The 23,942-nt window shown below is 63.2% G+C and carries 27 protein-coding genes and 1 tRNA gene; 20 read left to right on the top strand and 8 right to left on the bottom strand.

The genetic code is table 11. The features are described 5' to 3' along the window. Positions 1–49: 49 nt before the first annotated feature. From hslO to MU516_RS10030, 7 genes are all read left to right on the top strand, one after another. Positions 50–1,090: an Hsp33 family molecular chaperone HslO gene (gene hslO / locus MU516_RS10060; RefSeq protein ID WP_260277094.1), complete on the top strand. Its 1,041-nt coding sequence runs from the start codon at positions 50–52 to the stop codon at positions 1,088–1,090. Next, a complete protein-coding gene (locus MU516_RS10055) occupies positions 1,087–1,677 on the top strand; it encodes an NUDIX hydrolase (RefSeq protein WP_260277093.1) in 591 nt (196 codons plus the stop codon). The genes hslO and MU516_RS10055 overlap by 4 nt, the downstream gene beginning before the upstream one ends. Then, positions 1,674–2,849: a CCA tRNA nucleotidyltransferase gene (locus MU516_RS10050; protein WP_260277092.1), complete on the top strand. Its 1,176-nt coding sequence runs from the start codon at positions 1,674–1,676 to the stop codon at positions 2,847–2,849. The genes MU516_RS10055 and MU516_RS10050 overlap by 4 nt, the downstream gene beginning before the upstream one ends. Beyond that, positions 2,846–4,690, top strand: coding sequence for an ABC transporter ATP-binding protein (locus MU516_RS10045; RefSeq protein ID WP_260277091.1), 1,845 nt, complete (start codon positions 2,846–2,848; stop codon positions 4,688–4,690). The genes MU516_RS10050 and MU516_RS10045 overlap by 4 nt, the downstream gene beginning before the upstream one ends. Then, entirely contained in the window at positions 4,687–5,910 is a 1,224-nt protein-coding gene (locus MU516_RS10040; RefSeq protein ID WP_260277090.1) for a class I SAM-dependent RNA methyltransferase, read from the top strand. Before MU516_RS10045 ends, MU516_RS10040 begins: the two co-directional genes overlap by 4 nt. Positions 5,911–5,973: 63 nt before the next feature. Beyond that, the gene (locus MU516_RS10035; protein WP_260277089.1) at positions 5,974–6,489 is read left to right on the top strand and encodes a L,D-transpeptidase family protein; all 516 of its coding nucleotides are present in this window, start codon (positions 5,974–5,976) and stop codon (positions 6,487–6,489) included. A gap of 112 nt (positions 6,490–6,601) precedes the next feature. Beyond that, positions 6,602–7,546 (top strand): alpha/beta hydrolase family protein, encoded by a 945-nt coding sequence (locus MU516_RS10030; protein WP_260277088.1) that lies wholly within the window; start codon positions 6,602–6,604, stop codon positions 7,544–7,546. 49 nt (positions 7,547–7,595) lie between these two features. On the opposite strand, the gene dalA is transcribed toward MU516_RS10030, so the two are convergent. Further along, positions 7,596–8,108 (bottom strand): divisome-associated lipoprotein DalA, encoded by a 513-nt coding sequence (gene dalA / locus MU516_RS10025; RefSeq protein ID WP_260277087.1) that lies wholly within the window; start codon positions 8,106–8,108, stop codon positions 7,596–7,598. 223 nt (positions 8,109–8,331) lie between these two features. Between dalA and MU516_RS10020 the strand changes: the two genes are divergently transcribed. Beyond that, positions 8,332–8,982, top strand: a complete 651-nt coding sequence (locus MU516_RS10020) for a L,D-transpeptidase (RefSeq protein ID WP_260277086.1) — start codon at positions 8,332–8,334, stop codon at positions 8,980–8,982. Positions 8,983–9,099: 117 nt separating this feature from the next. On the opposite strand, the gene MU516_RS10015 is transcribed toward MU516_RS10020, so the two are convergent. Beyond that, positions 9,100–9,453, bottom strand: a complete 354-nt coding sequence (locus MU516_RS10015; RefSeq protein WP_260277085.1) for a cupin domain-containing protein — start codon at positions 9,451–9,453, stop codon at positions 9,100–9,102. A 578-nt stretch (positions 9,454–10,031) separates the two neighbouring features. On the opposite strand from MU516_RS10015, the gene MU516_RS19455 reads away from it, so the two are divergent. The 3 genes from MU516_RS19455 (at position 10,032) to MU516_RS10000 (ending at position 12,386) form a co-directional block, all read left to right on the top strand. Next, a complete protein-coding gene (locus MU516_RS19455) occupies positions 10,032–10,559 on the top strand; it encodes an ATP-binding cassette domain-containing protein (RefSeq protein WP_425606847.1) in 528 nt (175 codons plus the stop codon). A gap of 321 nt (positions 10,560–10,880) precedes the next feature. Beyond that, positions 10,881–10,970, top strand: a tRNA-Ser gene (locus tag MU516_RS10005). Positions 10,971–11,105: 135 nt separating this feature from the next. Next, positions 11,106–12,386 (top strand): tyrosine-type recombinase/integrase, encoded by a 1,281-nt coding sequence (locus tag MU516_RS10000; RefSeq protein WP_260277083.1) that lies wholly within the window; start codon positions 11,106–11,108, stop codon positions 12,384–12,386. Here the strand turns inward: MU516_RS10000 and MU516_RS09995 are convergent. The 5 genes from MU516_RS09995 to MU516_RS09975 all read right to left on the bottom strand — a co-directional run bounded on the left by MU516_RS09995 (position 12,368) and on the right by MU516_RS09975 (position 14,949). Then, a complete protein-coding gene (locus MU516_RS09995; RefSeq protein WP_260277082.1) occupies positions 12,368–12,568 on the bottom strand; it encodes a hypothetical protein in 201 nt (66 codons plus the stop codon). The two genes, MU516_RS10000 and MU516_RS09995, sit on opposite strands and share 19 nt — an antisense overlap. Positions 12,569–12,855: 287 nt before the next feature. After that, positions 12,856–13,041, bottom strand: a complete 186-nt coding sequence (locus MU516_RS09990) for a hypothetical protein (protein WP_311319105.1) — start codon at positions 13,039–13,041, stop codon at positions 12,856–12,858. After that, a complete protein-coding gene (locus tag MU516_RS09985) occupies positions 13,041–13,433 on the bottom strand; it encodes a restriction endonuclease subunit S domain-containing protein (protein ID WP_260277081.1) in 393 nt (130 codons plus the stop codon). Before MU516_RS09985 ends, MU516_RS09990 begins: the two co-directional genes overlap by 1 nt. Continuing rightward, positions 13,430–13,702 (bottom strand): SAM-dependent methyltransferase, encoded by a 273-nt coding sequence (locus MU516_RS09980; RefSeq protein WP_260277314.1) that lies wholly within the window; start codon positions 13,700–13,702, stop codon positions 13,430–13,432. Before MU516_RS09980 ends, MU516_RS09985 begins: the two co-directional genes overlap by 4 nt. After that, complete coding sequence (locus tag MU516_RS09975) at positions 13,585–14,949, bottom strand: type I restriction-modification system subunit M (protein WP_260277080.1); 1,365 nt, start codon at positions 14,947–14,949, stop codon at positions 13,585–13,587. The genes MU516_RS09980 and MU516_RS09975 overlap by 118 nt, the downstream gene beginning before the upstream one ends. A 210-nt stretch (positions 14,950–15,159) precedes the next feature. On the opposite strand from MU516_RS09975, the gene MU516_RS09970 reads away from it, so the two are divergent. The 9 genes from MU516_RS09970 (at position 15,160) to MU516_RS09930 (ending at position 22,671) form a co-directional block, all read left to right on the top strand. Further along, positions 15,160–15,477 (top strand): hypothetical protein, encoded by a 318-nt coding sequence (locus MU516_RS09970; RefSeq protein ID WP_260277079.1) that lies wholly within the window; start codon positions 15,160–15,162, stop codon positions 15,475–15,477. A 163-nt stretch (positions 15,478–15,640) separates the two neighbouring features. After that, entirely contained in the window at positions 15,641–16,555 is a 915-nt protein-coding gene (locus MU516_RS09965) for a LysR substrate-binding domain-containing protein (protein ID WP_260277078.1), read from the top strand. 188 nt (positions 16,556–16,743) lie between these two features. Beyond that, positions 16,744–18,102 (top strand): NAD(P)H-dependent oxidoreductase, encoded by a 1,359-nt coding sequence (locus tag MU516_RS09960; protein WP_260277077.1) that lies wholly within the window; start codon positions 16,744–16,746, stop codon positions 18,100–18,102. Beyond that, complete coding sequence (locus MU516_RS09955) at positions 18,099–18,392, top strand: putative quinol monooxygenase (protein ID WP_260277076.1); 294 nt, start codon at positions 18,099–18,101, stop codon at positions 18,390–18,392. Before MU516_RS09960 ends, MU516_RS09955 begins: the two co-directional genes overlap by 4 nt. Then, the gene (locus tag MU516_RS09950) at positions 18,389–19,264 is read left to right on the top strand and encodes an NAD(P)-dependent oxidoreductase (RefSeq protein ID WP_260277075.1); all 876 of its coding nucleotides are present in this window, start codon (positions 18,389–18,391) and stop codon (positions 19,262–19,264) included. The genes MU516_RS09955 and MU516_RS09950 overlap by 4 nt, the downstream gene beginning before the upstream one ends. Positions 19,265–19,310: 46 nt before the next feature. Then, positions 19,311–20,333, top strand: a complete 1,023-nt coding sequence (locus MU516_RS09945; protein ID WP_260277074.1) for a DctP family TRAP transporter solute-binding subunit — start codon at positions 19,311–19,313, stop codon at positions 20,331–20,333. Positions 20,334–20,390: 57 nt separating this feature from the next. Then, positions 20,391–20,888, top strand: coding sequence for a TRAP transporter small permease (locus MU516_RS09940; RefSeq protein WP_311319104.1), 498 nt, complete (start codon positions 20,391–20,393; stop codon positions 20,886–20,888). After that, the gene (locus MU516_RS09935; RefSeq protein ID WP_260277073.1) at positions 20,888–22,159 is read left to right on the top strand and encodes a TRAP transporter large permease; all 1,272 of its coding nucleotides are present in this window, start codon (positions 20,888–20,890) and stop codon (positions 22,157–22,159) included. The genes MU516_RS09940 and MU516_RS09935 overlap by 1 nt, the downstream gene beginning before the upstream one ends. 17 nt (positions 22,160–22,176) lie before the next feature. Next, entirely contained in the window at positions 22,177–22,671 is a 495-nt protein-coding gene (locus MU516_RS09930) for a gluconokinase (protein ID WP_260277072.1), read from the top strand. Positions 22,672–22,930: 259 nt separating this feature from the next. Here MU516_RS09930 and MU516_RS09925 read toward each other — a convergent pair whose 3' ends face one another. Next, positions 22,931–23,551, bottom strand: coding sequence for a uracil-DNA glycosylase (locus MU516_RS09925; RefSeq protein WP_260277071.1), 621 nt, complete (start codon positions 23,549–23,551; stop codon positions 22,931–22,933). Positions 23,552–23,942: the final 391 nt, after the last annotated feature.

The following is a 23,942-nucleotide window of genomic DNA, read 5'->3' as shown; positions in this document are numbered from 1 at the left end:
ACCCGGCCCGCGCCTGTCGCGGTGCCAGAACGAACTTCAAGGATACGCCATGAGCATGATCAACCGGATCGCCTGGGACGACACGGTTCTGCCCTTTCAACTGGACCGTTCGTCGATCCGTGGCCGCGTCGCGCGGCTGGATGGCGTGCTGGACCACATCCTGTCGCGGCACGCCTATCCGGCCCCGGTCAGCGCGCTGGTTGCCGAGCTGGCGCTGCTGGCGGCGCTGATCGGGCCGACCATCAAGCTGCGCTGGAAACTGAGCCTGCAGGTGCGCGGCAACGGCGCGGTGCGCACCATTGCCGCCGATTACTATGCCCCCGAAAGCGAGGGCGCCCCGGCCCGCATCCGCGCCTGGGCCAGTTTCGACACCGACCGGCTGGACGACCGCCCCGCGTTCGAGCAGATCGGCGAAGGCTATTTCGCGATCCTGATCGACCAGGGCCAGGGCTCGCAGCCCTATCAGGGCATAACGCCCCTGTCGGGGGGATCGCTGTCGTCCTGCGCGCAGACCTATTTCGCGCAGTCCGAACAGTTGCCGACCCGGTTTTCGCTGGCCCATGGCCGGTCGCAATTGTCGGGCGAGCCCGAACACTGGCGCGCCGGCGGCGTGATGTTGCAGACCCTGCCGGCCCAGCCGATGGATGCGGGGGATGGCGGCAGCGGCGAAGGCGGGCTGATCGAGGCGGCCGATATCCTGCAGGGCGCCGAATCCGAGGACTGGAACCGCGCCAACATCCTGCTGGACACGGTCGAGACGCTGGAACTGATCGGCCCCAAGGTCGGTCCGACCGACCTGTTGCTGCGGCTGTTCCACGAGGAAGCGCCGCGCGTCTTCGATACGCAGCGGGTCGAGTTCGGCTGTTCCTGCACCTCGGACCGGGTGCGCGACACGCTGTCGATCTATTCGGCCAAGGACATCGCCCACATGACCACGGACGAGGGCATCGTGACCGCCGACTGCCAGTTCTGCGGCGCGCATTACGAGTTCGATCCGAACAGCCTTGGGTTCGAGGCGACCGTCGATGCCGACGGCCAGCCGATCGCGCGGGACGGCGACGATGACGCAAAGGACAGGGCGGCCAAGTGACCCAGGGCTGGTCGGAATCGCGGCTGCGCGCGGCGCTGGCGGAAAGGGCCGGGCCAAGTTCGGATTACGATCTGGACAACGCCCCCCTGCCCGACGCGCCGACACGGCCTGCCGGGGTTCTGGCCGCGTTTCACGAGGATGACGGGCGGCTGGTGCTGACCAAGCGCGCCTCGGGGCTGCGGCACCATCCGGGACAGATCGCGCTGCCGGGCGGCAAGGTCGACCCGGGCGACGACGACGAGATCGCCGCGGCGCTGCGCGAGGCCCGCGAAGAGGTCGGGCTGGACCCCGCGCAGGTCGATCTGATCGGCACGCTGGCGCCGCATCGGACCGTGACCGGCTTTGTCATGACGCCGGTCATCGGCATCATTCGCGGCCCGTTCGTCCCGATCGCCGAACCCGGCGAGGTCGATGAGGTGTTCACCCTGCCCTTCGCGCATGTCGCCGACCCGGCGCAGTACCGCGTCGAACGGCGTCGCTGGCGCGGGGGCTGGCGCAGCTATCACGTCGCCCCCTGGGGGCCCTATTACCTGTGGGGCGCGACCGCGCGGATCATGCTGGGCCTTGCGCGCAGGCTGAACCGATGACCCGGCTGCCCGCGGATCTGTTGCGCGATCCGGGCCTTGGCGCGGTTCTGGACGCCATCGAGGCTGGCGGCCATCGCGGGTTTCTGGTCGGCGGCGCGGTGCGCAACGCGCTGATCGGGCGCGCGGTGGACGACATCGACATCGCCACCGACGCACGCCCCGAGACGGTGGCGCAACTGGCGCGCGATGCCGGGCTGAAGCCCGTGCCGACCGGGATCGACCACGGCACGATCACCGTTGTAGCCGACCATCGGGGCTTTGAAGTCACGACGTTCCGGCGCGACGTGGAAACCGACGGACGGCGCGCGGTGGTCGCCTTCTCGGACGATCTGGCCGAGGATGCGCGGCGCCGCGACTTCACCATGAACGCGCTTTATGCCGACCGCGAGGGCACGGTGATCGACCCGGTCGGCGGGCTGCCCGATCTGGCTGCGGGACGGCTGCGTTTCGTGGGCGATCCGCAGGCGCGCATCCGCGAGGATTATCTGCGCATCCTGCGCTTCTTCCGCTTTCTGGCGTGGTATGGGCGCGAGGCCGATCCCGATGCCGTCGCCGCCTGCGCGACGCTGAAGGATGGGCTGGCGCAGATCGCGCGCGAACGGATCGGAGCCGAGATCAGGAAGCTGCTGGCCGCGCCCGATCCCGCGCCTGCGGTCGCGCTGATGGACAGCACCGGCGTTCTGGCGCAGATCCTGCCCGACGCGAAGGCCGACACCCTGCCCGCGTTGATCGAGGCCGAGGCGGCAACCGATCCCGCGCCCCCCCCGTCGTGGCAGCGCCGGCTGGCCTGCCTGCGGGTGCCGCAGGTCGGCGACGCGCTGCGGCTGTCGCGCAACGACGCCCGGACACAGCAGGTGCTGGCCGACGCGCTGCAGGCCGGATGGTCGCTGGACGAGGCGGGCTATCGGCTGGGTGCCGAGGTGGCGACCGACCATGCGCTGATCCGCGCCGCGTCGGGGCAGGTCCTGCCCGATGGCTGGACCGAAAGGCTGCATCATGCGGCGGGCGCCACGCTGCCCATCGGCGCGCGCGACCTGATGCCGCGCCTTCAGGGCGCCGAGGTCGGGCGTGGCCTGCAGGCCGCCGAGGCCATGTGGATCGCAGGCGACTTTGCGGTCCCTGCCCCGGCCCTGATCGACGCCGCGATTCTGGCCGGAAAGGACGCGACATGAGCCTGCATCAGCGTTTCGGGCGCATGGTCGATGCCTTTCGCCCCGCTGACGGGCCGCCGCCCGACACGCTGCTGGCGTTCTTTCGCTGGTGCCTGTCGGGCGCGTGGCGCGGCCTTGGCGTGGCTGCCGTCGCCTCGGCCATGGGCGGTGCGGCGGACGTGATCGCCGCGATGCTTCTGGGGCGCGTCGTCGATGCGGTCAGCGGCACCGCTACCGCGGGATTCTGGTCGCAGAACTGGCTGTTGATCGCGCTGTTCATCGCGTTCTTCCTGATCCTGCGCCCGGCGATCTTCGGCCTGTCCACGGCCAGTTCCAGCGTCATCATCGGCCCCAATATCCTGCCACTGGTGCTGTCGCGCCTGCATCGCTGGACGATGGGCCACGCGGTGACGTTCTTCGACAATGATTTCGCCGGACGGCTGGCGCAGAAACAGATGCAGACCGCCCGTGCCGTGACCGACGTGGCCAGCGAGATGGTGAATGTGGTGGCCTTCGCACTGGCCTCGGTGATCGGCTCGGCGGTGTTCCTGCTGTCGGTCGATGGGTGGGGGGGCGTCGCACTGATCCTGTGGCTTCTGGCCTATTTTGCACTGATCCGGTTCTTTCTGCCGCGCATCCGGCAACGGTCTGGCGCCCGCGCCTCGGCCCGCGCGATGGTGACCGGACAGGTCGTGGACACGATCACCAATATCAAGACCGTCAAGCTGTTCGCCCATGCCGAGCACGAGGATCGCGCGGCCCTTGGCGCGATGGCGGGGTTCCGCGAACGGGCACTGGATTTCGGCATCGTGTCCACCTGGTTCCGGCTGTCGCTGATGATCGTGGCGGGGGTGCTGCCGGTGATCCTTGTCGGCGGGTCGATCATCCTGTGGCGGCAGGGTCTGGCGACGCCCGGCGACATCGCGGCCTCGGGCGCGATCGCAATGCGGCTGAGCCAGATGACCGGCTGGGTCAGCATGGCGCTGATGGGGGTATGGGGCAGCATCGGCGAGGTCGAGGACGGCATGAAGACGCTGTCGCCGCCGCATGCGCTGACCGATGCGCCGGACGCCGTGACGCTGGACCGCGTGCAGGGCCGGATCGGGTTCGATCACGTCGATTTCGCATATGGGCGCGATGCGGGCGGGCTGCGCGACCTGACGCTGGACATCGCGCCGGGCGAGAAGGTCGGGATTGTCGGTGCGTCCGGTGCCGGGAAATCGACGCTGGTTGCCCTGTTGCTGCGGCTTTACGATGTGGAACGCGGCGCGATCCGGATCGACGGACAGGATCTGCGGCGGATCACGCAGGAAAGCCTGCGCCGTCAGATCGGAATGGTCACGCAGGAAACCGCGATGTTCAATCGATCCGCACGCGACAATCTGCTGTATGGACGGCCCGACGCCTCGGATGCCGAGATCGAGGCGGCGGCGCGGGCCGCCGAGGCGCACGAGTTCATCCTGGGGCTTCAGGATCACGCCGGACGCACGGGATATGACGCGCATCTGGGCGAGCGGGGCGTCAAGCTGTCGGGCGGGCAGCGGCAGCGGATCGCGCTGGCCCGCGCCTTCGTCAAGGACGCACCGATCCTGGTCCTGGACGAGGCGACAAGCGCGCTGGACAGCGAGGTCGAGGCGCAGGTGCAGGACGCGCTGGTCCGGGCGATGCGCGGCAAGACGGTGCTGGCCATCGCCCACCGGCTGTCCACCATCGCCGAGCTGGACCGGATCATCGTGATGGATGCCGGGCGGATCGTCGAACAGGGCACGCATGCCCAGTTGCTGGCACAGGCCGGGCTGTATGCCCGTTATTGGGACCGTCAGTCGGGCGGGTTTCTGGGCACCGAAGAGGCCGCCGAGTGAGCATCTGGCAGATCGAACGGCTGGGGCGGCGCGGTGACGGTGTCGCGGTGGGCGATCAGGGCCGGGCGCTGGCCCCGCTGACCCTGCCCGGCGAGGTGATCGAGGGCGAGGCCGCGGAGGGTCGGATCGCCGCGCCGCGCATCCTCACCCCCTCGGCCGACCGGATCAAGCCGGTCTGCGGGCATTACCGCGCCTGCGGGGGGTGTTCTCTGATGCATGCCACCGACGATTTTACCACCGCGTGGAAGCGACAGGTGGTCGAGACGGCATTGGCCGCGCAGGGGCTGGATACGCCGGTCGCGGGGGTCCATGTATCGCCGCTGCGGTCGCGGCGGCGGGCGGTGCTGTCGGGGCGGCGGACGAAAAAGGGCGCGCTGGTCGGGTTTCACGCCCGCGCCTCGGATGTGATCGTGGATCTTGTCGATTGCCATGTTCTGCATCCCCGGATCGTCGAGGCGCTGCCGTTGCTGCGCCGGATCGTTGCCGCGGGCGCATCGCGATCGGCCGAAATGACGCTGACGGTGATCCACGGCCCGGCCGGGCTGGACGTTGCCGCGCGGGGCGGCAAGGCGCTGGATACGGAACTGTTCCAGTCGCTGGCCGCGCTGTGCGATCAGGGCGATCTGGCGCGGCTGGACTGGGACGGCCAGCCGATCACCCGCCGTGCGCCGGCCCTGCCGATGGGGCGGGCGCGGGTCGTGCCGCCGCCGGGGGCGTTCCTGCAGGCCACAGCCGAAGGCGAGGCGGCGCTGCTGGCCGCCGTGCGCGAGATCACGTCGGGTGCATCGATGATCGCCGACCTGTTCGCCGGCTGCGGCACCTTCAGCCTGCCGCTGGCACAGATCGCCCCGGTCCACGCGGTCGAGGGGCTGGGCGCGCCGCTGGCCGCGCTGGATGCCGGATGGCGCAACGCGCAGGGGCTGCACCGCGTCACCACCGAGATTCGCGATCTTGCCCGCAACCCCTTGCTGGCCGACGAAATTGCCCGATTTGACGCAATCGTGATCGACCCGCCCCGCGCGGGCGCCGAGGCGCAATGCCGCCAGATCGCAGCCTCGGGGATCGACACAATCGCCTTCGTCGCATGCGATCCGGTGAATTTTGCAAGGGATGCGCGGATATTGGCCGAGGGCGGGCTGCATCTGGCGCGGCTGTGGGTAGTGGATCAGTTCCGCTTTTCACCGCATGTCGAGATCGTCGCGCAGATCCGGCGCCGCTAGCCCGTTTACGGGTTTCGTGCTAATCAAGGCGCATAAAAACAAGACATACCATCCGAGGCAGTGATGTATCGAGCAACCCGACGGAGCGTCACCATTTCGCTGCTGGCCATGTTGGCGGCGTGTGGTTCCACGAAATCAAAGTTCAAGACCTATAATGGCCCCCCGGTGACGCAGGTCGTCGTCAACAAGGGCAAGCGGCGGATGTATCTGCTGAACAACCAGACCGTGCTGAAATCCTATGACATCGGGCTGGGCAACGCACCGATCGGCACCAAGCAGTTCGAGGGTGACGGCAAGACCCCCGAGGGCGTCTATTTCATCGATCGCTTCAATCCGCGCAGCGCCTATCACCTGTCGGTGGGTGTGTCTTATCCGAACGAGCGCGATACCGCCTTCGCCGAAGCGCTGGGTCAGAAGCCCGGTGGAGACATCTTCATCCATGGCTGGGGCCCCGAGGGCAACGCGCTGGCACCCAAGAAGCGCGACTGGACGGCGGGATGCATCGCGGTCAAGGACGAAGAAATCGAGGATGTCTACGCCATGCTGCGCCCCGGCGTGCCGATCGTCATCTATCCCTGACCGCATGTCGGCTGCCTGCGGGCCATCGGGCAGCCGGATCCTCAGCGCCAAGGACAAGACACGTGATGACCGATCCCGCCGATCATGGCAGAGCCCCGGAATGAAGCTTGCTGTGCTTCCGCTTCTGTTCATGCTGGCGGCGCACGGCATGGCCCGATCCGCGCCGGGTGTGATGCAGGTTATCGATAACGCCGAACGGCCGCTTGCCCTGTCGATCTGGTACCCCGCCGAAGCCGACGCGTCGATCACGGTCGGCGCAAACGCGGTGTTCGAGGGCGCCCCCGCTGCCGAGGATGCGCCGGTCCCCTCAGGCCGGTTACCGCTGGTCATGCTGTCCCATGGCGGTCTGCGATCCGCCGCAAATTCCGGCGCATGGCTTGCTGCGGCCCTGGCACAAGCGGGGTTTCTGGTGGTCGAGGTGAACGGCCTCCGCCCCCAGAACCCGCGGCAGGCCGTCGATGAAATCTGGCGCCGTCCCGACGATATCCGCGATGCTCTGGATCTGGTTCTTGGCGATCCGGTCTGGTCGGATCATGTGGACCAGGACAGGATCGCGGTCGCGGGCTTTGCCCTTGGCGGCACGGCGGCCCTGTCCGTCGCGGGGCGCAGGCTTGACCCAGACGGATATCTAGGCAGTTGTTCCGGCGACGACGCAGGCGGCCCCGACTGCGCATGGTTCGCGGCACATGATGTCGCCCCCGAACAGGTGGACAGGGACAGGCTTGACCGATCTCGGCGCGATTTGCGGATCGGCGCGGCTGTTGCGCTGGACCCGGAATACGCGTCAGCCTTCGCCGGCGACGCGGCGTCCGACGCGGTGCCCGCCCTGCTGATCCTGTCGGACGAACAGAATTCCATCGCAGGCAGCGGCATTCAGGAACTGCCCCAAGCCGGCCCCTTCGATGCGTTTCCGGTCTGCACCGCCAAGGGCGCGCGGATCCTGCTGGAAGACGGGGGCGACCCGGCGCTGTGCGGCGCATCGCCCGAGGCCCGGCAACAGGCCCATGACCGCATCGCCAAGGCGATCATCGCGTTTCTGAACGGCGCGCGCGACTAGGATGCTGCCGTCCGTCGGCCGCGAAGATCGCGGCCCGGACAGGCTGCCATCACGCCCCGGTCAGCAGAGTCCACCACACCTTGCCCGAGGGCTCCTGATACCAGGCAATGCCCAGATTGGTCGCGGCGGGGTCCATGATCACATCGCGGGTGTCACGTTCGGCCATCCAGGCGTTCAGCGTCTGGATGTCGTTTTCATAGGTTTCCGAGATATTCTCGCCAACCACATGGCCGAAATAGCCCTGCGCGCGAACTCGGTCCAGCGGCGATGAACCATCAGAGCCCCAATGCCAGGCCCGGTTCTGCGCCGCCATGTCGCGCGAATGTGCCAGCGCAGCGGCGCTGAGTTGCGGATTCAGAGTCAGGGGCGCCGCACCCGTATTGGCGCGCAGCATGTTGATTTGCTGCAACACACGGCCGGGAATTTCCGCAGCCTCGCGCTGATCGATGCGATAGGCGACCGGCAGCGGCTGTCCGTCAGTGCCCAGTTGCGGCGCGGTGCGCGGCTGGCAGGCAGCCAGCGCGATCAGCGACATCACCGCAAGCAACTTGAATTTCAACATTATCGGCATCCCTCAAAGGCGTCAGGCGCAGGTCTATCCAATGCCGCGCGCCGCTTCAAACGCAAGAATCCGTGAGCGGCCAAAGGTGTTGCAGCGCCGCCTCTGACAGCGGTTTGTGATTTGCCCGAAACCCGTGAAACGCGTATATATTTCGCCATCCGCATGAGGCGGAGCAGTCAAGGCCGTCCGCAAGAACGGCCATCCGAACGAAGGACATATGCCGATGCGCAGATCATCTGCCCTCAACCGCCGGGCCTTTTTGGGTTCGGCCGCAGCGCTTGGCGCCGCCGGCCTGGCGTTGCCGTCCGTCGCGCAGCAGTTCGACCCCTATACAGGCCAGCCGATCGTCGGCGCGACCACTGGCGCCACGCCGGATGCGGGGGCGGTGCAGTACGACGCCCAGACCAACCAGCGCCACAATATTTCCAGTTTCCACGCACAGGACTGGCGGCCCTATTTCGAACATCTGACCAATGGCGCGATCCTGTGCGACATCACCTCGCGCGCGGTGCATTTCTGGTCCGAGGACGAAAGCGTCTATCGCGTTTATCCGTCATCGATCCCGGTCAGCCAGGACCTGACCCGCACCGGCCGGACCGAGGTGATCCGCAAGGTCGAGGGCCCGTCCTGGGCACCCACACCCGAGATGAAGGAACGCAATCCCGAATGGCCGGACTTCGTGCCGCCGGGCCCGGACAACCCGCTTGGCACTCATGCGTTGTACCTGTCCTGGCAGTATTACCGCATCCACGGCACGCACGACACGCGCAAGATCGGCCGGAAATCGTCGAACGGCTGCATCGGTCTGTATAACGAACATATCCAGGAACTGTTCGGGTTGTCGAATGTCGGCACGCAGGTGCTGCTGATCTGACAAAAGATTTGACCTGCGGCGAGTGGCTGCAAGTCGGCCCTTTGCAGTGAATAGCACAGGTAGATGAGGCCAAGGCTCGGAACGCAATGACCGTTTCGAGCCCAAAGCCCCGAAGTCTCAGATGACTTTGCGATCTGCGGCCGTATCGGCGTTCCCGGTGTTGGGCGTGCCAGTCGGCTCAATAAGCATCAGGTGCGCTTCTGTTCGGGCAAATGGACAATGCTCAACGCCTCTGGGAACGACAAAGATCTCTCCTGCTTTCAAGGTTACCGTGTCGTCCCTGAGCTGGATGTCGATTTCGCCCGAAATGACGAGGAAGAAATCATCCGTGTCAGCATGAGAGTGCCAGGTGAATCGCCCCTCTACCTTCACGACCATCACGTCGTGACCGTTGAACGATGCAATGGTGCGTGGAGACCACTTCTCATCGAAAGTAGCGAGCCTCGCGGCCAAGTTTATCGCGTCAGCCATTGTACCTCTTTGCAGCCCGCTTGCCCAAGGTATCTCTCTGCCGCTGGCGATTGACAACCTAATCCTGCCGCCATCGCCGCCGATCCTACCCATCTCGTCGCGGCGTCGCTGGACCGGAATCGGTGGGATCTGGACCGGGCCGAGACCATGATCGAAGTCCTGACGACCGACCCGTCGATCAGCCGGATTCCAGCCATCAAGCGGTAACATCCACTCTTGTCGGACAGCGGGCGCGGCGGGTCGGACCATCCTGGCGGGGTCGCAGCCGCGCGGTTGTTCAACGCGCCCGTATCGTCGTCTCCTCGGAAAATGCGCGGCAGGGGCGGGACGTGATGTCATGTCGGTCAGGCAGCTTCGGCGGTCGTCGGCACGGTCCTCAGGAAGCTGGCCGACATCGTGTCGCGCAGCGACATGACCCAGCCAACGCTGCCCATCTGCATCGCCAGCGCGCGCCGCTGGCCGGATGTTCGGCCGCCGTCATGACTGTCACGGATCGCATGATGGATCAGTTTGACATGACTTGATTTCACCGCGCCAGCCGGCAAAGACCGTCCGGAGGTGAGCGTCGCCTCGTCCAGATCGCCCGCGCCTTGGCGCAAGAGCCGCGCGAGCTTTTTCTGGACGAGGCGACGAACGATCTGGACGTTCAGCATCATTTGGAACTGCTGCGCGTGGTCTCGACCCTTGCGCATACCAGCATCGTCGCGCTGCCTGACCTGAATCACGCGGTGATGTCCTGCAAACGGCTGCTGGTGCTGGAACAGGGTTGCAGAGTAGCGGACGGTCCCACGCGCAGCTTCTGCCCCCTGCCCAGCTGGGCAGAATCGTCTGCGTCGATTGAGATTCTCACCACGCGCGGGACGGGCGGCGACAGATCATGTTTCGCGAGGCGGCGCAGAACGTCCGAATTCTTATGCGCCAGCACCGCGCGGCGCCGGACCCGGGCGGCGGCTCGGATACATTCATCGATGTTCTACGCCCGCTTGATCCAAGCCGGTCTGCAGATGGCAGACGGGATGCCCGCCATCTCTCCAAAATGCCGGTCCAGTTTGCATGCCGTTCCAAATGCCTTCGCGCCAGCTGCCGGTTTTCAAACGGCACCCTAATCTGGCTGAAGATGGATGCATCCATGCCACCTGACTCTGCCGCGCACACTGTAGAATGCTTCGCTGCTGCTTCCATGCCTCAGGCGAGGCTCGGACGCGACCAGCCCACCACCCGGCGCGACGCCCCCATGATCTGGGCCTCGATGAAACGGCGCTTCCTCAACTGAATCGCCTCGCCGGTCCTGCCGAGAAAATTTCACGTCCGTATGCCTTCTAGAATGCGGAGTATTGCCGAGCAGCGCACATATCAAATACCCTTGCTTGCAAGTTCGGGGCAGAAGGGTCTTGTCTCCGCCAAACGCGCCCAATATACGAGGCGGCGGAGACGTGGCCGAGTGGTCGAAGGCACACCCCTGCTAAGGGTGCAGGCCCGAAAGGGCCTCGAGGGTTCGAATCCCTTCGTCTCCGCCATATTCCCAATAAATGATGCTGCCAAGAACCTGAAATGGTTAGGACTTGCCCTCATTCTTGGTTCCAGGTCGTGGTATTAGCTATACTTCTTGCTATACAAATCGCTATACAGGCCTCGTTTGCTAGGGGGTGAGGTTGACCATTGTTGCTCGTGGAAAGAAGGGAAAGCTGTCCCTGATGAGGCGGGTGCCCCTACGCTATGCGAGCGTAGAGTCGCGTAAGCTCGTCTGGGTTGCCCTCAATACCGACAGTCGCGCTCTGGCCGAAAGCAAGGCGGGACCGGTGTGGGACGCAATGATCGAAGGCTGGGAGGCGAAATTGGCGGGCGACTCGGCCGATGCCGAGCGACGCTTCTCGGCGGCCCAGGAACTGGCTGAAATGCGCGGGTTCCGATATGCGCCGATGGATAAGGTCTCGGAACTGCCGCTGGATGAGCTGCTGCGACGGATTGAGTCGGTGAGCGAAGATCATCGCACGAGAACCCCAGATCTGCGCGAGTCCGCCGCGCTGCTTGGTGCCGTCAATGAACCGGGCATTTCGATATCCAGGGCACTCGAGATTTATTGGGATCTCGCACGTGGAAGTGCGCTCGGAAAATCCCAGGATCAACGCAGGCGCTGGCGGAACCCGCGTATCAAGGCCGTGAAGAACTTCATCGACGTGGTCGGCGACAAGTTTCTCGCTGATATCACCCCGGACGACATGCTGGATTTCCGGAGTTGGTGGATGGACCGGATCGAGGCAGGCGAGGTCGGTGCAAATTCAGCGAACAAGGATCTGATCCATCTCGGCGATATCCTGAAGACCGTGGTCCGCATGAAGCGACTTCCCCTCACCCTGACTTTCGATGGACTGAGCTTTCGGGAAGGTGAGGCGCGTCAACGTCCCTCTTTCTCGGATAGTTGGATCAAGGAGAAGCTTCTGGCCGACGGTGCGCTGGATAGCCTAAACGACGAGGCCAAGGCTGTTCTTCTGGCCATGATAAATACAGGTGCTCGACCGAGTGAGATCGCGAACCTCGGGCCGGGACATATCTTCCTGGACGCAGGCGTTCCGCATATCTCCATCGCCGCAGAGGGCAGGCAACTCAAAAGTGCCTACGCGAAGCGTGTCATACCCCTCAGCGGTGTGAGCCTGAACGCCATGCGGCAGCATCCATCTGGGTTTCCCCGATACCGCGACAAGCCGGGTCTATCGGCAACCGTCAACAAGTTCCTGCGGGCGAATGGACTTCTCGAAACCAAGGATCACAGTCTTTACGGTCTCCGGCGCTCGTTCGAAGACCGTATGCTCGCCGCAGGTGTCGATGACCGGATCAGACGTGACCTGTTCGGACATCGGCTCGACCGCGAACGATATGGCAAGGGGGCAAGCCTCGAGCATCTTCAGCGCGTGGTTCAGGCAGTAGCCTTCTGATCGGCGACAACGCGACGGGCGCGCTCGATCACATCGTCACGCGCCTCCATGGCTGCGATTTCTTGCTCCAAGCGCAGAAAGATGGGCACAAATGCCGAATCCACAGCAACCATCGCCGCAACTTTGCGGTGGGCGCACTTCAGGCGCTCCTTGTTGATCTGTGTTGGAACCGCATCTTTCATCATACTACAATTTTAGTGGCGGTCAGGTAGATCGTCTCATGGGTAAGAGCACTTTTTTCGGGACGCCCGATCCTACAAATCCTTCGGTGCCGATGGGGAATGGGCGAAGCTCCAGGGATCCCATCTTCAGGCTGATCTCGGAGACCACCATTCGAGGTGCGCAGGATCTGCGCGTGCTCTCGCTTCGACCAAGGTGACGCAGTCGAATTTGATCCGGACCTTGCAGTGAGCGGTCTGACCGGCACGCCCCCTGTTGGAGGGAGGCGAGCCGATAGGTTCGCCAGTCGTCACCGGCCGAAGATCGCACGCAGCGCAATCCGTGAGCGGGCCGTCAATTTTGGATCGGTGTTGCCGGATGCGTCGCGGATTTCATCCAGCCAGGCGCGCTCGTTCACGGTCGTCGTCGTCCCGAAGGTCTCGAGCACGGCAACCGAGGCCGTCTTTCCGACAGCCTGCTCGAGTGCCAAGCGCATCAGATAGGCCGGGTCCGTTTCCAGTGCGCGGGCCAAGCTCGGGATACCGTGCTGGGGAGCCTCAGGCGGATGCCGTCGGAACCAAGGAACCAGCCGGCTTCCCGTTTGCCGATAAGAGCGGTTCGATCAACACTGCCTTTGCGGGCGAATACAATATCGCCCTCCCGCAGCACATATTCCGGGATCCGGTTCGTAACAGCTTCATCTACAAACGGCGTCCGATCGTGGAGGTGAATCATGCCATGCCCGATCTCACCGACTGAAATAACTGGAACGCCGGAGGCCGAATATTCGGAAGCCTTCAGTGCGGTGCCGAACGGCCCGGTTTTCACCTCACCGCCGAACTCCTTAAGAACGTCACCGATCGTGGTCTGGTGCCGTTCTTCAATCATTCCAGGGCCTCCAGCCGGGCTTCGATTTCTTTCTCCAGCCGCCGCTCCTCGACGAACTGCGCCCTGAGCTCCGCCGTCAGGCGGTCGAATTTCTCCTCGAAGGGCTCGCCGTCCTCCTCGGCTGCGCCAGCGCCAACGTAGCGCCCCGGGGTCAGGACGTAGTTATGCTTTGCGACCTCTTCCATGGAGGCCGCCTTGCAGAAGCCCGGCTCGTCGGCATAGGCGCCCGCGTCCGGCTCTCCACGCCAGGCGTGGTAGGCGGTGGCGATCCGCGTGATTTCCTCCCGCGACGCTCCTTCTGCTTGCGCGATCCCGGCACCAGCGCGCCCATCTTGCGGGTGTCGATGAACAACACCTCACCGCGCCGGTCGCGCAGCTTGGCATCCTTGGCCACGCCGTTCGACTTGTCCTTCGCCAGGATCCAGATGCAGGCCGGGATCTGGGTGCCGTAGAAGAGCTGCCCCGGCAGGGCAATCATGGCGTCCACTGCCTCGGCCTCGACCATGGCGCGGCGGATGTCACCCTCTCCGCTCGACATGGACGACATGGAACCGTTGGCCATGACCACGCCAGCGATCCCGGTGCTGCCCAGCTTGTCGTAGATGTGCTGCATCCAGGCGAAGTTGGCATTGCCTACCGGGGGCGTTCCGAATTTCCAGCGCCGGTCCTCTGCCAGGATGTCGCCGGACCAGTCCGAGATGTTGAACGGCGGATTGGCCATGACATAGTCGAACTTCTCGTCCGGGAAGGCGTCCCGAAGGAGCGTGCCCTCGGCGTTCCACTGCAGGTTCGCCACGATCCCACGAATGGCGAGGTTCATCCGGGCGAGGCCGTAGGTGGTATGGTTCCGCTCCTGCCCGTAGATGGCGAGGTCGGCCCGGCGATACTTGTGCGCATTGAGGAAATTCTCGGACTGAACCATGAAGGAGCCCGACCCGTGGCACGGCTCATACAAGCGGCCGCGCGCGGGCTCGATCATCTGGACCATGAGCTCGACGACCGGCTTCGGAGTGTGGAAGTCGCCGCCGCGCTTGCCCTCGTTGCTGGCGAACTCGGAGATGAAATACTCGTAGATGCGACCGATCAGGTCGAAGTCCCGCGGCGTGCCGTCGAACTCGATGTTCGAGAAGAGGTCGATCAGGCCGGTCACGATGGCCGGGTCCAGCGACTCGCGCCCGAAGACCTTAGGGAGCGCACCCTTGAGTTGCTCGTTGTCGGCCTCGATCGCGCGCATGGCGTTGTCGACCTTGACCCCGATGCCCTTGTCCTTTGCGTTCGCGGCCAGAATGCTCCAGCGCGCCGCCTCGGGCACCCAGAAGATGCCGTCGGCGAGGTATTCGTCGACGTCCTCGGCGACCTCCCCGCCCTCGGGGAGCAGTTCGTCATATTTCCTCTGAAAGGCGGTGCCGATGTAGCGGAGGAACAGCAGGCCGAGGGCCACATGCTTGTATTCGCCCGGATCCATGGACCCGCGCATCTTGTCCGCCGCCGCAAAGAGCGTCTTTTCGATCGTCATCTGCCGTCCTCTGCCTGGCGTTGGTTCGCCAGCCGGTTGATTTGTTCCAGGTGTTATCGTCCAGAACCAGCTAGGGATCAATTCTCCGAGTCGCCGGTTCCAGTGACGGTTCAAAGTCGCTGGGAAGGCAGCAGTTGGTCTTCTTCCCGCAAGACAAGGCCTCGGTATCGGTTCAAGATGAATGTGCCAAGAAACAGAAGGTAATGAAACATGACTAAACTTGTGCCCGACATTCGTCAGATCCGCATCGAAAGGTGGAAGGCGAACCACCGGCTTATGCTGGCAATGGGAGTCGTCTTTATCGCAGCAGGTCTCTATCGGTTCGAGGCGGATGGATGGGCACTATCCTGGCTCGTCGCCATTTACCTTTTGATTGGACCGACCCTCCTGGCGGGCGGACTATGGCTGATCGCGCGAGGGCCTTTGCTCGAGATTGAGGATGATAACTTGTCAGAGCACGCCCATGCAGACGGTGATGAAATGAAACAGAAAAACGCCACTTCTGCGAGGCATCCGGGTAGCAACTAGACAGGCGGCATATCCGGATCCTACTACTTCTGCCGCCACTCCGCCTTGTTTTCATCGTGTCTTCGCCTGCAGCGTTGATCGAAGAGGCGATACGAGTTCGGGTCGAGTCGACTTTCATGGCTCGGCATGTGATTGAAGGGTCCCCAACAAAGGCGGAGTTGATGTGGTGCCACCTTTCCGCGCTATAGTCGTCTTTCATTACGTAGCCCGTCTGAATTCGATCGCGCAGGCGGCTGCGGAACTGAACGTGACGCCCTCGGCCGTCAGTCAGCAGATCAAGGCTCTTGAAGAACAGATCGGAGCGGCACTCATCACGCGCAAGGGCCGCAGCATTTCCCTGACTGAAACGGGCGAGCGCTATTTCGAGTTGATCTCCGACAAGGTCGATGGCGTGATCCGGGCGACCGACATGATGCGGGGCAAGCAGCATCATACGACCTTGGTCATCCGCGCCACGCCGACCGTGTCGTCCAAATGGCTGCTGCCGCGGCTTGGCCGCTTCATGGAGCGCGTGCCCGATGCCAAGCTGCGGATCGATGGCAGCAATGAACCGGTCGATTTCACCCGTGATAATGTCGACCTGGAGATCCGGCACGGGCTGGGGGGGTGGCCAGGGCTTTACACGGAGCCTCTGACGCCCGAGCGTTTTGTTCCTGTCTGCGCTCCGATGGTGGCCGCTGCGGGCTCCCTTTCTCCGCAACAGGTTCTGGAACTACCCCGGATCCGCTCGGCCAAGGCACAGATACAATGGAGTTCCCGGATCGAAGCCCAGGGACTTGATCCCACACCGGATGCCCGTCTGTCATTTGACCGATCCCACATGGCGATCGATGCGGCTGTTCTGGGGTATGGCGTCGCGCTAGAGAGCGAGTTGATGATCGAGGCCGAGTTGCGATCCGGGCGACTGGTCGTGCCAGTCGGACGCACCCCGCTGTTGCAGGTTGCGACCCAATGGCTGGTCTGCCCCAGGTCGAACTTGAGGCGGCAACGCCTTATGCGGTTGATCGAGTGGCTTCGCGAAGAGGCGCAAAGTTGGGCTGCGGAAAGTCCCATCAATAGCATAGATTTTCTAAACTGAAAAAAAGAAAGAGTAATTTTTCTTTGCGATGTGCGTCGGGTAATACTTGGTGCAATCGACGGGGGGAGACCATCGATCATCGGAGAATTTATCGCGACTGCCCTTGGCAGTTGCCTCCGAGGTTGCCTGAGCTCTCTCCCTTGCACCGGTATTCGCGCTACGGCGCCGCCAGCCAAGGAAAGAATTAGATGTCACTGTCATCCATGCTTGCCGCCCGAAATGCCGCCGGACGACCGATCCGTGTGGGTTTGATTGGCGCCGGCAAGTTCGGCTCGATGGTTCTGGCGCAGGCGCGCAAGATCCCCGGATATCACGTCGTCGCGGTCGCTGACCTGGATGTCGCCAAGGTGCGCGCCTCGCTGGCGCGGACCGGCTGGGATGAGGCACAATATGCTGCGACGTCGTTTGGCGACGCCATGGACAGCGGCCGCACATTCGTCACTGATGACGCCGCTGCCTTGTGCGCATTCGACGGGATCGATTGCATCATCGAGGCGACTGGGCACCCGCTGGCCGGGGTCCGCCACGCGGTGATGGCAATCGATGCCGCGAAGCACATCGTGATGGTGAATGTTGAAGCCGATGTCATGTGCGGGCCGCTTCTGGCGCAAAGAGCGCGGGACAAAGGCGTTGTCTATTCGATGGCCTATGGCGACCAACCCGCGTTCTGCTGCGAATTGGTGGACTGGGTCAGGTCGTCGGGGTTCGAGCTGGTCTCGGCTGGCAAGGGCATGAACTTCCGCCCGCCATACCGCTATTCGACGCCCGACACGGTCTGGGGCTTCTTCGGCTGGTCCGATGAGTTTGTCGCCAAGGGCGATTTCAATCCCAAGATGTATAATTCTTTCACGGACGGCACCAAGGCCGCCATTGAAATGGCGGCAGTCGCCAACGGAACCGGGCTCGACTGCCCCGATGACGGTCTGGCCTTCTATCCGTCGGGGCTTCAGGATCTGGCGCAGGTGTTCAAGCCCGAGGCCGATGGCGGCCGGTTGCCCCGTGCGGGTCTGACCGACATCGCGGCCAGCCGCGAGCCGGATGGCCGCGTGGTGATGAACAATATCCAGTATGGCATGTTCGTGACCTTCCGCGCACCCGACGAATACACGCGGCAGTGCTTTGACCAGTATGGCCTGCTCACGGACGATTCCGGCTGGTATGCCTCGATGTGGCGGCCGTTCCACTTGATCGGACTTGAGACTTCGGTCTCGGTCCTGTCGGCATGCTTGCGCGGTGAACCGACCGGCACCGCGGTCGAGTTCCGTGGTGACGCAGTCGCGACCGCCAAGAGCGACCTGAAGGCGGGTGACTGGCTGGATGGCGAGGGCGGCTTTGCCACCTGGGCGAAGGCTGTACCCGCGACTCTGTCCACGCGGATCAATGCCTTGCCGATCGGCCTGGCGCACAAGGTCAGGCTGAAGCGGGATGTGCCGCGCGATCAGATCGTGACCTTCGATGACGTCGATCTGGTCGATGACCTGGATGTTGTCGCCGTAAGGCAAGAGCAGACGGAAAAAATGGCGCCGGGTCAGGAACGCGCGGCATGAGCTTTGTTGTCCTGCCAAGCTTTCAGGTGGACGAGGCGAACCTGGATGCATTCCTGTCGGCCGCACGCGACGACGCATCTGCGTCACTGGCCACCGAAGAGGGATGTCTGCAATTCGATATTTCGGTCGACCGGACCTCGCAGCCTGCTCGTGTGATCTTCTATGAGGTTTATACCGATCGCGCGGCCTTCGATCTGCATCTGCAAACCCCGCATCTGGACGCGTTTCGCCGGGCTTTGCACCTTTGCCAGGAAGGTCCGGTCCAGTTCTTCGAGCGCGTGTCGCCATGACCGAAACCGTTGCATTCCTGGGCACGGGCCTGATGGGAGCCCCGATGTGCCGCAACCTTGCCATATCGGGTGTCCAGATCCGGGCCTGGAACCGCAGCCGATCCAAGGCTGATGCAATCGGCCATGGCGTCGAGGTCACCGACAGCGCAGTCGAGGCCGCCGAAGATGCTTCGGTTTGTATCGTCATGCTGTCCGATGGACCGGCATGTCGTCAGGTCCTGCTTGACGATGGAGTGGCCGCCCGCCTGGCCTCCGGTGCGCTGCTGATCGTCATGTCCTCGATCAGCCACCCCGAAGCACTGGAGCTGGCCGAGCAGGCAAAACAGATGGGCCTGCGCTGGATCGACGCGCCTGTGTCTGGGGGAACACCTGCTGCCAAGGCCGGATCATTGTCGATCATGGCGGGCGGCGCAACGACCGATGTTCAGGCCGCGCGGCCGCTGCTGTCGCCGATGGGCCGGGTTGTCCATATCGGCCCGGCGGGCACAGGCGCACTGACGAAGCTGATCAACCAGATCACGGTCGCGTCCACCATCGCAACCGTCGCCGAGGCGATCCTGCTGGCCGAGGCCGGCGGCGCCGATCCCGCCCGCGTCCGCGATGCCCTGATGGGCGGCTTCGCGGCCTCGCGGATCCTGGAACTGCACGGTCAGAGGATGATCTCGCGCGATTTTCAGCCGGGCGGGCCGGCGAGGTATCAACTGAAGGATACAAGTGCCGCCCGCGACGTCGCCCACGGCCTTGGCTTGGAACTGCCGATGCTGAACCTCGCGGACCAGCTGTTCAGCGATCTCATCGCCCATGGCGGCGGAGATTTGGACCATTCGGCACTGCTCATCGAAATGCGGCGCAGAAACGGACTTGAGACCTGAATCAACCGGCGCCACGCGCCATCGAATAACCAAGGGAGGAAACGAAATGCAATTCATCATGACACGCCGGGCGATGACCCGCAGCCTTGCCACGCTCGCCCTGATCGGCACCGCATTGTCGGGACTGCCGGGCGCTGCACTTGCCCAGACTTCGTTGCGTCTCGCCGTGCCGGACCCGATCGGTAGCTCGGTCGGACGTGCCGCCACGCGGTTTAGCGAACTTGTGGAAGAAAAGACCGACGGAGAAGTCACAGTAGAGGTGTTTCCCGACGGGGTCCTGTTCGGCGGTGACCAGAACGCTGCGATCAATCAGCTTGGGGCTGGCTCGCTGGACGGGTTGATCCTGGCCAGTTCGGTCTATGCATCATTCGAGCCGCGCATGAACGCAATCTCGCTGCCCTACCTGTTCTCGGATTACGATCAGTTGCAGTCCTATCTGGCCGGTGAGCCCGGGGATGAACTGATGGCGTCGCTTGACCGGCTTGGGGTAAAAGGGCTGGGCTTCTTCCTGCGCACGTTCCGCAACGTGACAACCCGCGACACTGCGATCACCACGGCCGAGGATTTTGACGGCGTCACGTTGCGCACGCCTAACAATGCGCTTTTCGTTTCGCTGTTCGAGGCGCTGGGGGCGAACCCGACGCCGATGGCCTTTTCCGAAGTCTATTCCGCACTGCAGCTTGGCGCGATCGACGGGCAGGAAAATCCGGTCGAGGTACCCCTGAACAACAAGTTCGCCGAGGTGCAGGGGCAGCTGAACATGACCCAGCATGTCGCTGACAGCTTCCTGCTGGCGCTGTCCAACGGTGCGTGGGAACGGATTCCCGAAGAGCAGCGCGAAGCCGTCCAGGAAGCCGCCGACGAAATGATCGAAGCTCATAACAGCGAAGAGATCGCGGCTGAACAGGACATCATCACGCAGTTGCAGGAACAGGGCATGCAGGTGAACCAGTTCGCCGATGGTGAACTGGCCCGGGTTCAGGAAATCGCACGCGGCATCTATCCCCAGTTCGAAGAACAGATCGGCGCCGAGTTCATGCAGAAAAGCCTCGATTTCGTTCAGCAGTAGAAATAATGGGATCCCCCGCCTTGCGCGGGGGACACATCACCCTGTGGGAGGCGAAGGATGGCACGCATCGAGCGGCTTATATGGCGGATCATTGATGCGGCAATCTTGATGGCCGTCCTGGGAATGGTCTTGCTGATAACACTTCAGGTCGGTTCGAGACTGGCTGGGCTGTCTGTCCCTTGGACGGAAGAGATGTCTCGATTTCTCTTCATCTGGACGATCTGGATGGGACTGGCTGCGTCTTTCCGCGCTGGGGCCCATCCGGCTCTGGAACTTGTGCCCCACACGGCGCCGCGCACATTGCTGCGGTTCATGCGGGTCTTGCGTGTTGCCGCAACGGCGGTTCTGTTCGGTGCTGTCGGGTGGCATGGTCTGATGCTGCTGAAACAGCAAATCAGGTTCGGGGAACAGTCCCCCATCATGCAGGTCGGCATGTGGTGGGCCACGCTCCCGCTTGTCATCGGTTCTGCGCTGGCAATTCTTGGTGCGGTCATCGAGGGGTATAGCGGTTCAGACAACGACCTGGCCGCCGACTTGGACAAGGAAACTGCGTGATGAGCCTGACCCTTCTGGCCGTGTTCTTCTTCCTTGCCGTTCTGGGGGTGCCGTTGTCGGTCAGCCTGGGACTTGGCACATTGTCCGTGCTGTGGTGGTTCGATCTGCCGATCAGCATGATCACCCAGCGGATGGCCACATCGATCAACTCCTTCCTTCTGATCGCCGTGCCGCTATTTATCATGGCCGGCCTGATCATGGAGCGTGGGGGCCTTTCCGAAAGAATATTCGACGCCGCGCAGGCAATGATCGGGCGGTTCAAGGGAGGCCTGGGGCAGGTGAACATTGCCTCGTCGTTCGTCTTTGGAGGGATTTCAGGATCCTCGGTCGCAGACATCGCAAGTCTCGGGCCGATCACCATCCGGTCGATGACGTCACGAGGCTATCCGCTGCCGTATTCCGCGGCCCTCACGCTGATCACAGCGACGCTCGCCACGCTGGTTCCTCCGTCGATCCTGATCATCATTGCGGCTGCTGCGGCAGGGCAGTCGGTCGGGGGGGCGCTGGCGGGTGGATTGGGTCCGGGTATTCTGCTGGCGCTATCCTTTGCGCTCTACAATTACTTCGTTTCGCGAAAGCATGGCTACGGCACCAAGATGGCGTTCGATCCACGTCGTTCAGCGCTGGCCTTGCTTCGCGCCCTGCCGTCGGTCGGTGCCCCTGTCATCATCCTGACCGGCATGTTCTCTGGCATCGTCACGCCGACCGAGGCCGCCGGCCTTGCGGTCCTTTACACGCTTGTCGTCGCGGGGCTCGTCCATCGCGAGATTGGCTTTCGGGACGTTCTTCAGATCTCGATCCAGGCGGGGCGATCGGCGGGGGCGGTGCTGTTGATCCTGATGGTGGCCAGCGCAGCGACCTATATCTTCACCATCGATCAGCTGCCCCGAAAGGCTTCCTCCCTGCTGACACTGTTCGACGGATCGGGCTTCATGGTCCTGCTGTTCATGGGCGTGATCTTCCTGGTCGTCGGCATGTTGATGGATATCGTTGCGGCGGCGCTTATGCTCATTCCTGTGCTCATGCCCGCAGCCGTCCAGGCTGGCGTCGATCCGATGCATTTTCTGATCTTCATGACCGCGTCGCTGGCGGTGGGACTGGCATCACCCCCGGTCGGAACATGCCTCTTTGCGACCGCCTACGTTTCCAAGCTACCGATGCAGGTGCTCGTGCGTGCCGCAATGCCATTCTACGCGATCAATATCATCGTTCTGATCATCGTGGCGGCGTTCCCGCAGATCGTGCTGTGGCCTGTATCGTTGCTGACATGACGCCTGCCGGAGATCCTTTGCGGGCCAGCTATGTTATCATGGGCGTCTCTGGCTGCGGAAAAAGCTCGATCGGGCGTGCGCTTGCCGGTCAATTGAGCCTGACATTTCTCGATGGTGACGATCTGCACCCCGCTTCCAATATCGCCAAGATGGCGCGGGGCGAGCCACTCCGTGACGAGGATCGACTGCCTTGGCTGCGGATCATCGCAAGCCGTCTTGTGCCGGGAACGGTCGTCGCTTGCTCCGCTCTCAAAAGATCTTATCGCGATCTTCTACGGGAATCGGCGCCGACACCTCTGACTCTGCTGTATCTGCGTGGCCGTCGCGAAACCCTGATCGCCAGGATGCAGCGGCGGGAAGGGCACTTCATGCCGACGACGCTACTCGACACTCAACTGGCTGCACTTGAGCCCCCGTCGCCATCGGAGTGTCCTGTCATCGCGGATATCGAGGACACACAGGATGCGATCGTTCAATGCCTGAGTCGGCAGATCCGTAGCCGACAACTGTAGCAGCGCTCGCGATGCCTCATGGTATTCAGGGGCGTCTGCGACCCGGAGCACGACTAAGCCCGGAGCCACTGAACTGCCTCGCATAGTTGGACATCGATTTATGTCTATCATCGGTGCGTGACGAAGCGCTTTTCGAGTGCTTCGCCTATTCCAGAGCTTCAACGACGCGGGTCGCGCGTATTCGGGGATAGTCGATTGTTCTTGAACCGCATGGTGCCCTGGCATCCACCACTTTTCCTGGGGCAGGAGCGATATTGCCTTATGTTCTTTCTGCTGCTGCCGCCTGTGCCCAGATCTCAGGTATGGCTTTCCAGATCTCCGGGCGGGCGGCGCGGTTGATGGGTGAGGGGTGCGCCGAACAGCGGAATGCAAGACCGCGTTGTCTGACAAGATTTTCTGCCCGGGCAGCACGGCGACCGACGGCAATGACGACTTCGAGTCCCTTCAGAAGGTCTAAGAGCGTCTCCAGTCGATCCAGGCCCGCAACCCACTCGGCCTTCCTGATCGCGCGAGTCCCGTTCCACCACGGGATCACATTCCAGAGTAGAGTTTCCTCGCGCGCGATTTCAGCTTCGCGCATGAAGCCGAAGATGGCCTCGGCCGTTGGATCGTTGTTGTCGCGCGACACTAACCCTGATCCGACCTTGCCGACGATGGCCAGATCATCGGTCATCGGCCCAGGTTTCTCCATCAGGAAAAGCAGCCGCGCTGAAACTCCTCCGTCCAGCGGATCGAACTCTGGCACCGTCCCCCGATCTTCGCCCCGTAGACTGGCTGTGTAGTCAGTCAGCCGTGCGATGTGCGGACGACCCAGAAGGGCGCGGCGCGCGGCGATGTCGTCGGCCGTTTTCAGGCTTCTGGGTTTTTTGATGTCTGCCATATGTCAGGCCCCTAGATAGATCTTGACTAGATCATCCATCTGCCCGGTGATTGCCAAGGCTAGATGCTTGGCCAAACGTTCGATGAGATCGCGACACTCCATCTATGCCGCCCATCGGTGCGTCCTTGCCTGACCCAGAAACATGAGGCCAAGTGCATTGCCAGCAATCGCTCCGGTGCTGTCGCTGTATTCCGAATGGGTTACGGCTATTTGCCGCACGACGCATGTCCACTGACCAAGGGATACTCGGATCGCTCGAACGTGACAGATCATACGTCAATTCCATGGAGCCGGATTTCGAGATTGCAAGCTCGGCCGAGCCCGGAGCGCTGGTATGTGGGATGAGCGTGTTACTACTCAGACAACTGTGGAGATATTCTTTGGCAGGTCA

Source organism: Paracoccus maritimus, assembly GCF_025195095.1.
Taxonomy (GTDB): Bacteria; Pseudomonadota; Alphaproteobacteria; order Rhodobacterales; family Rhodobacteraceae; genus Paracoccus; species Paracoccus maritimus.
This window is presented reverse-complemented; position numbering and strand designations above follow the sequence as displayed.

Excerpts from the sequence above, each read along its gene's own strand:
- hslO (WP_260277094.1), top strand. The coding sequence starts at position 50 with ATGAGCATGATCAACCGGATCGCCTGGGACGACACGGTTCTGCCCTTT.
- MU516_RS10050 (WP_260277092.1), top strand. The coding sequence starts at position 1,674 with ATGACCCGGCTGCCCGCGGATCTGTTGCGCGATCCGGGCCTTGGCGCG.
- MU516_RS10045 (WP_260277091.1), top strand. The coding sequence starts at position 2,846 with ATGAGCCTGCATCAGCGTTTCGGGCGCATGGTCGATGCCTTTCGCCCC.
- MU516_RS10035 (WP_260277089.1), top strand. The coding sequence starts at position 5,974 with ATGTATCGAGCAACCCGACGGAGCGTCACCATTTCGCTGCTGGCCATG.
- dalA (WP_260277087.1), bottom strand. The coding sequence starts at position 8,108 with ATGTTGAAATTCAAGTTGCTTGCGGTGATGTCGCTGATCGCGCTGGCT.
- MU516_RS10020 (WP_260277086.1), top strand. The coding sequence starts at position 8,332 with ATGCGCAGATCATCTGCCCTCAACCGCCGGGCCTTTTTGGGTTCGGCC.
- MU516_RS10015 (WP_260277085.1), bottom strand. The coding sequence starts at position 9,453 with ATGGCTGACGCGATAAACTTGGCCGCGAGGCTCGCTACTTTCGATGAG.
- MU516_RS09995 (WP_260277082.1), bottom strand. The coding sequence starts at position 12,568 with ATGAAAGATGCGGTTCCAACACAGATCAACAAGGAGCGCCTGAAGTGC.
- MU516_RS09990 (WP_311319105.1), bottom strand. The coding sequence starts at position 13,041 with ATGCGCTTGGCACTCGAGCAGGCTGTCGGAAAGACGGCCTCGGTTGCC.
- MU516_RS09985 (WP_260277081.1), bottom strand. The coding sequence starts at position 13,433 with ATGATTGAAGAACGGCACCAGACCACGATCGGTGACGTTCTTAAGGAG.
- MU516_RS09975 (WP_260277080.1), bottom strand. The coding sequence starts at position 14,949 with ATGACGATCGAAAAGACGCTCTTTGCGGCGGCGGACAAGATGCGCGGG.
- MU516_RS09970 (WP_260277079.1), top strand. The coding sequence starts at position 15,160 with ATGACTAAACTTGTGCCCGACATTCGTCAGATCCGCATCGAAAGGTGG.
- MU516_RS09960 (WP_260277077.1), top strand. The coding sequence starts at position 16,744 with ATGTCACTGTCATCCATGCTTGCCGCCCGAAATGCCGCCGGACGACCG.
- MU516_RS09955 (WP_260277076.1), top strand. The coding sequence starts at position 18,099 with ATGAGCTTTGTTGTCCTGCCAAGCTTTCAGGTGGACGAGGCGAACCTG.
- MU516_RS09950 (WP_260277075.1), top strand. The coding sequence starts at position 18,389 with ATGACCGAAACCGTTGCATTCCTGGGCACGGGCCTGATGGGAGCCCCG.
- MU516_RS09945 (WP_260277074.1), top strand. The coding sequence starts at position 19,311 with ATGCAATTCATCATGACACGCCGGGCGATGACCCGCAGCCTTGCCACG.
- MU516_RS09940 (WP_311319104.1), top strand. The coding sequence starts at position 20,391 with ATGGCACGCATCGAGCGGCTTATATGGCGGATCATTGATGCGGCAATC.
- MU516_RS09935 (WP_260277073.1), top strand. The coding sequence starts at position 20,888 with ATGAGCCTGACCCTTCTGGCCGTGTTCTTCTTCCTTGCCGTTCTGGGG.
- MU516_RS09925 (WP_260277071.1), bottom strand. The coding sequence starts at position 23,551 with ATGGCAGACATCAAAAAACCCAGAAGCCTGAAAACGGCCGACGACATC.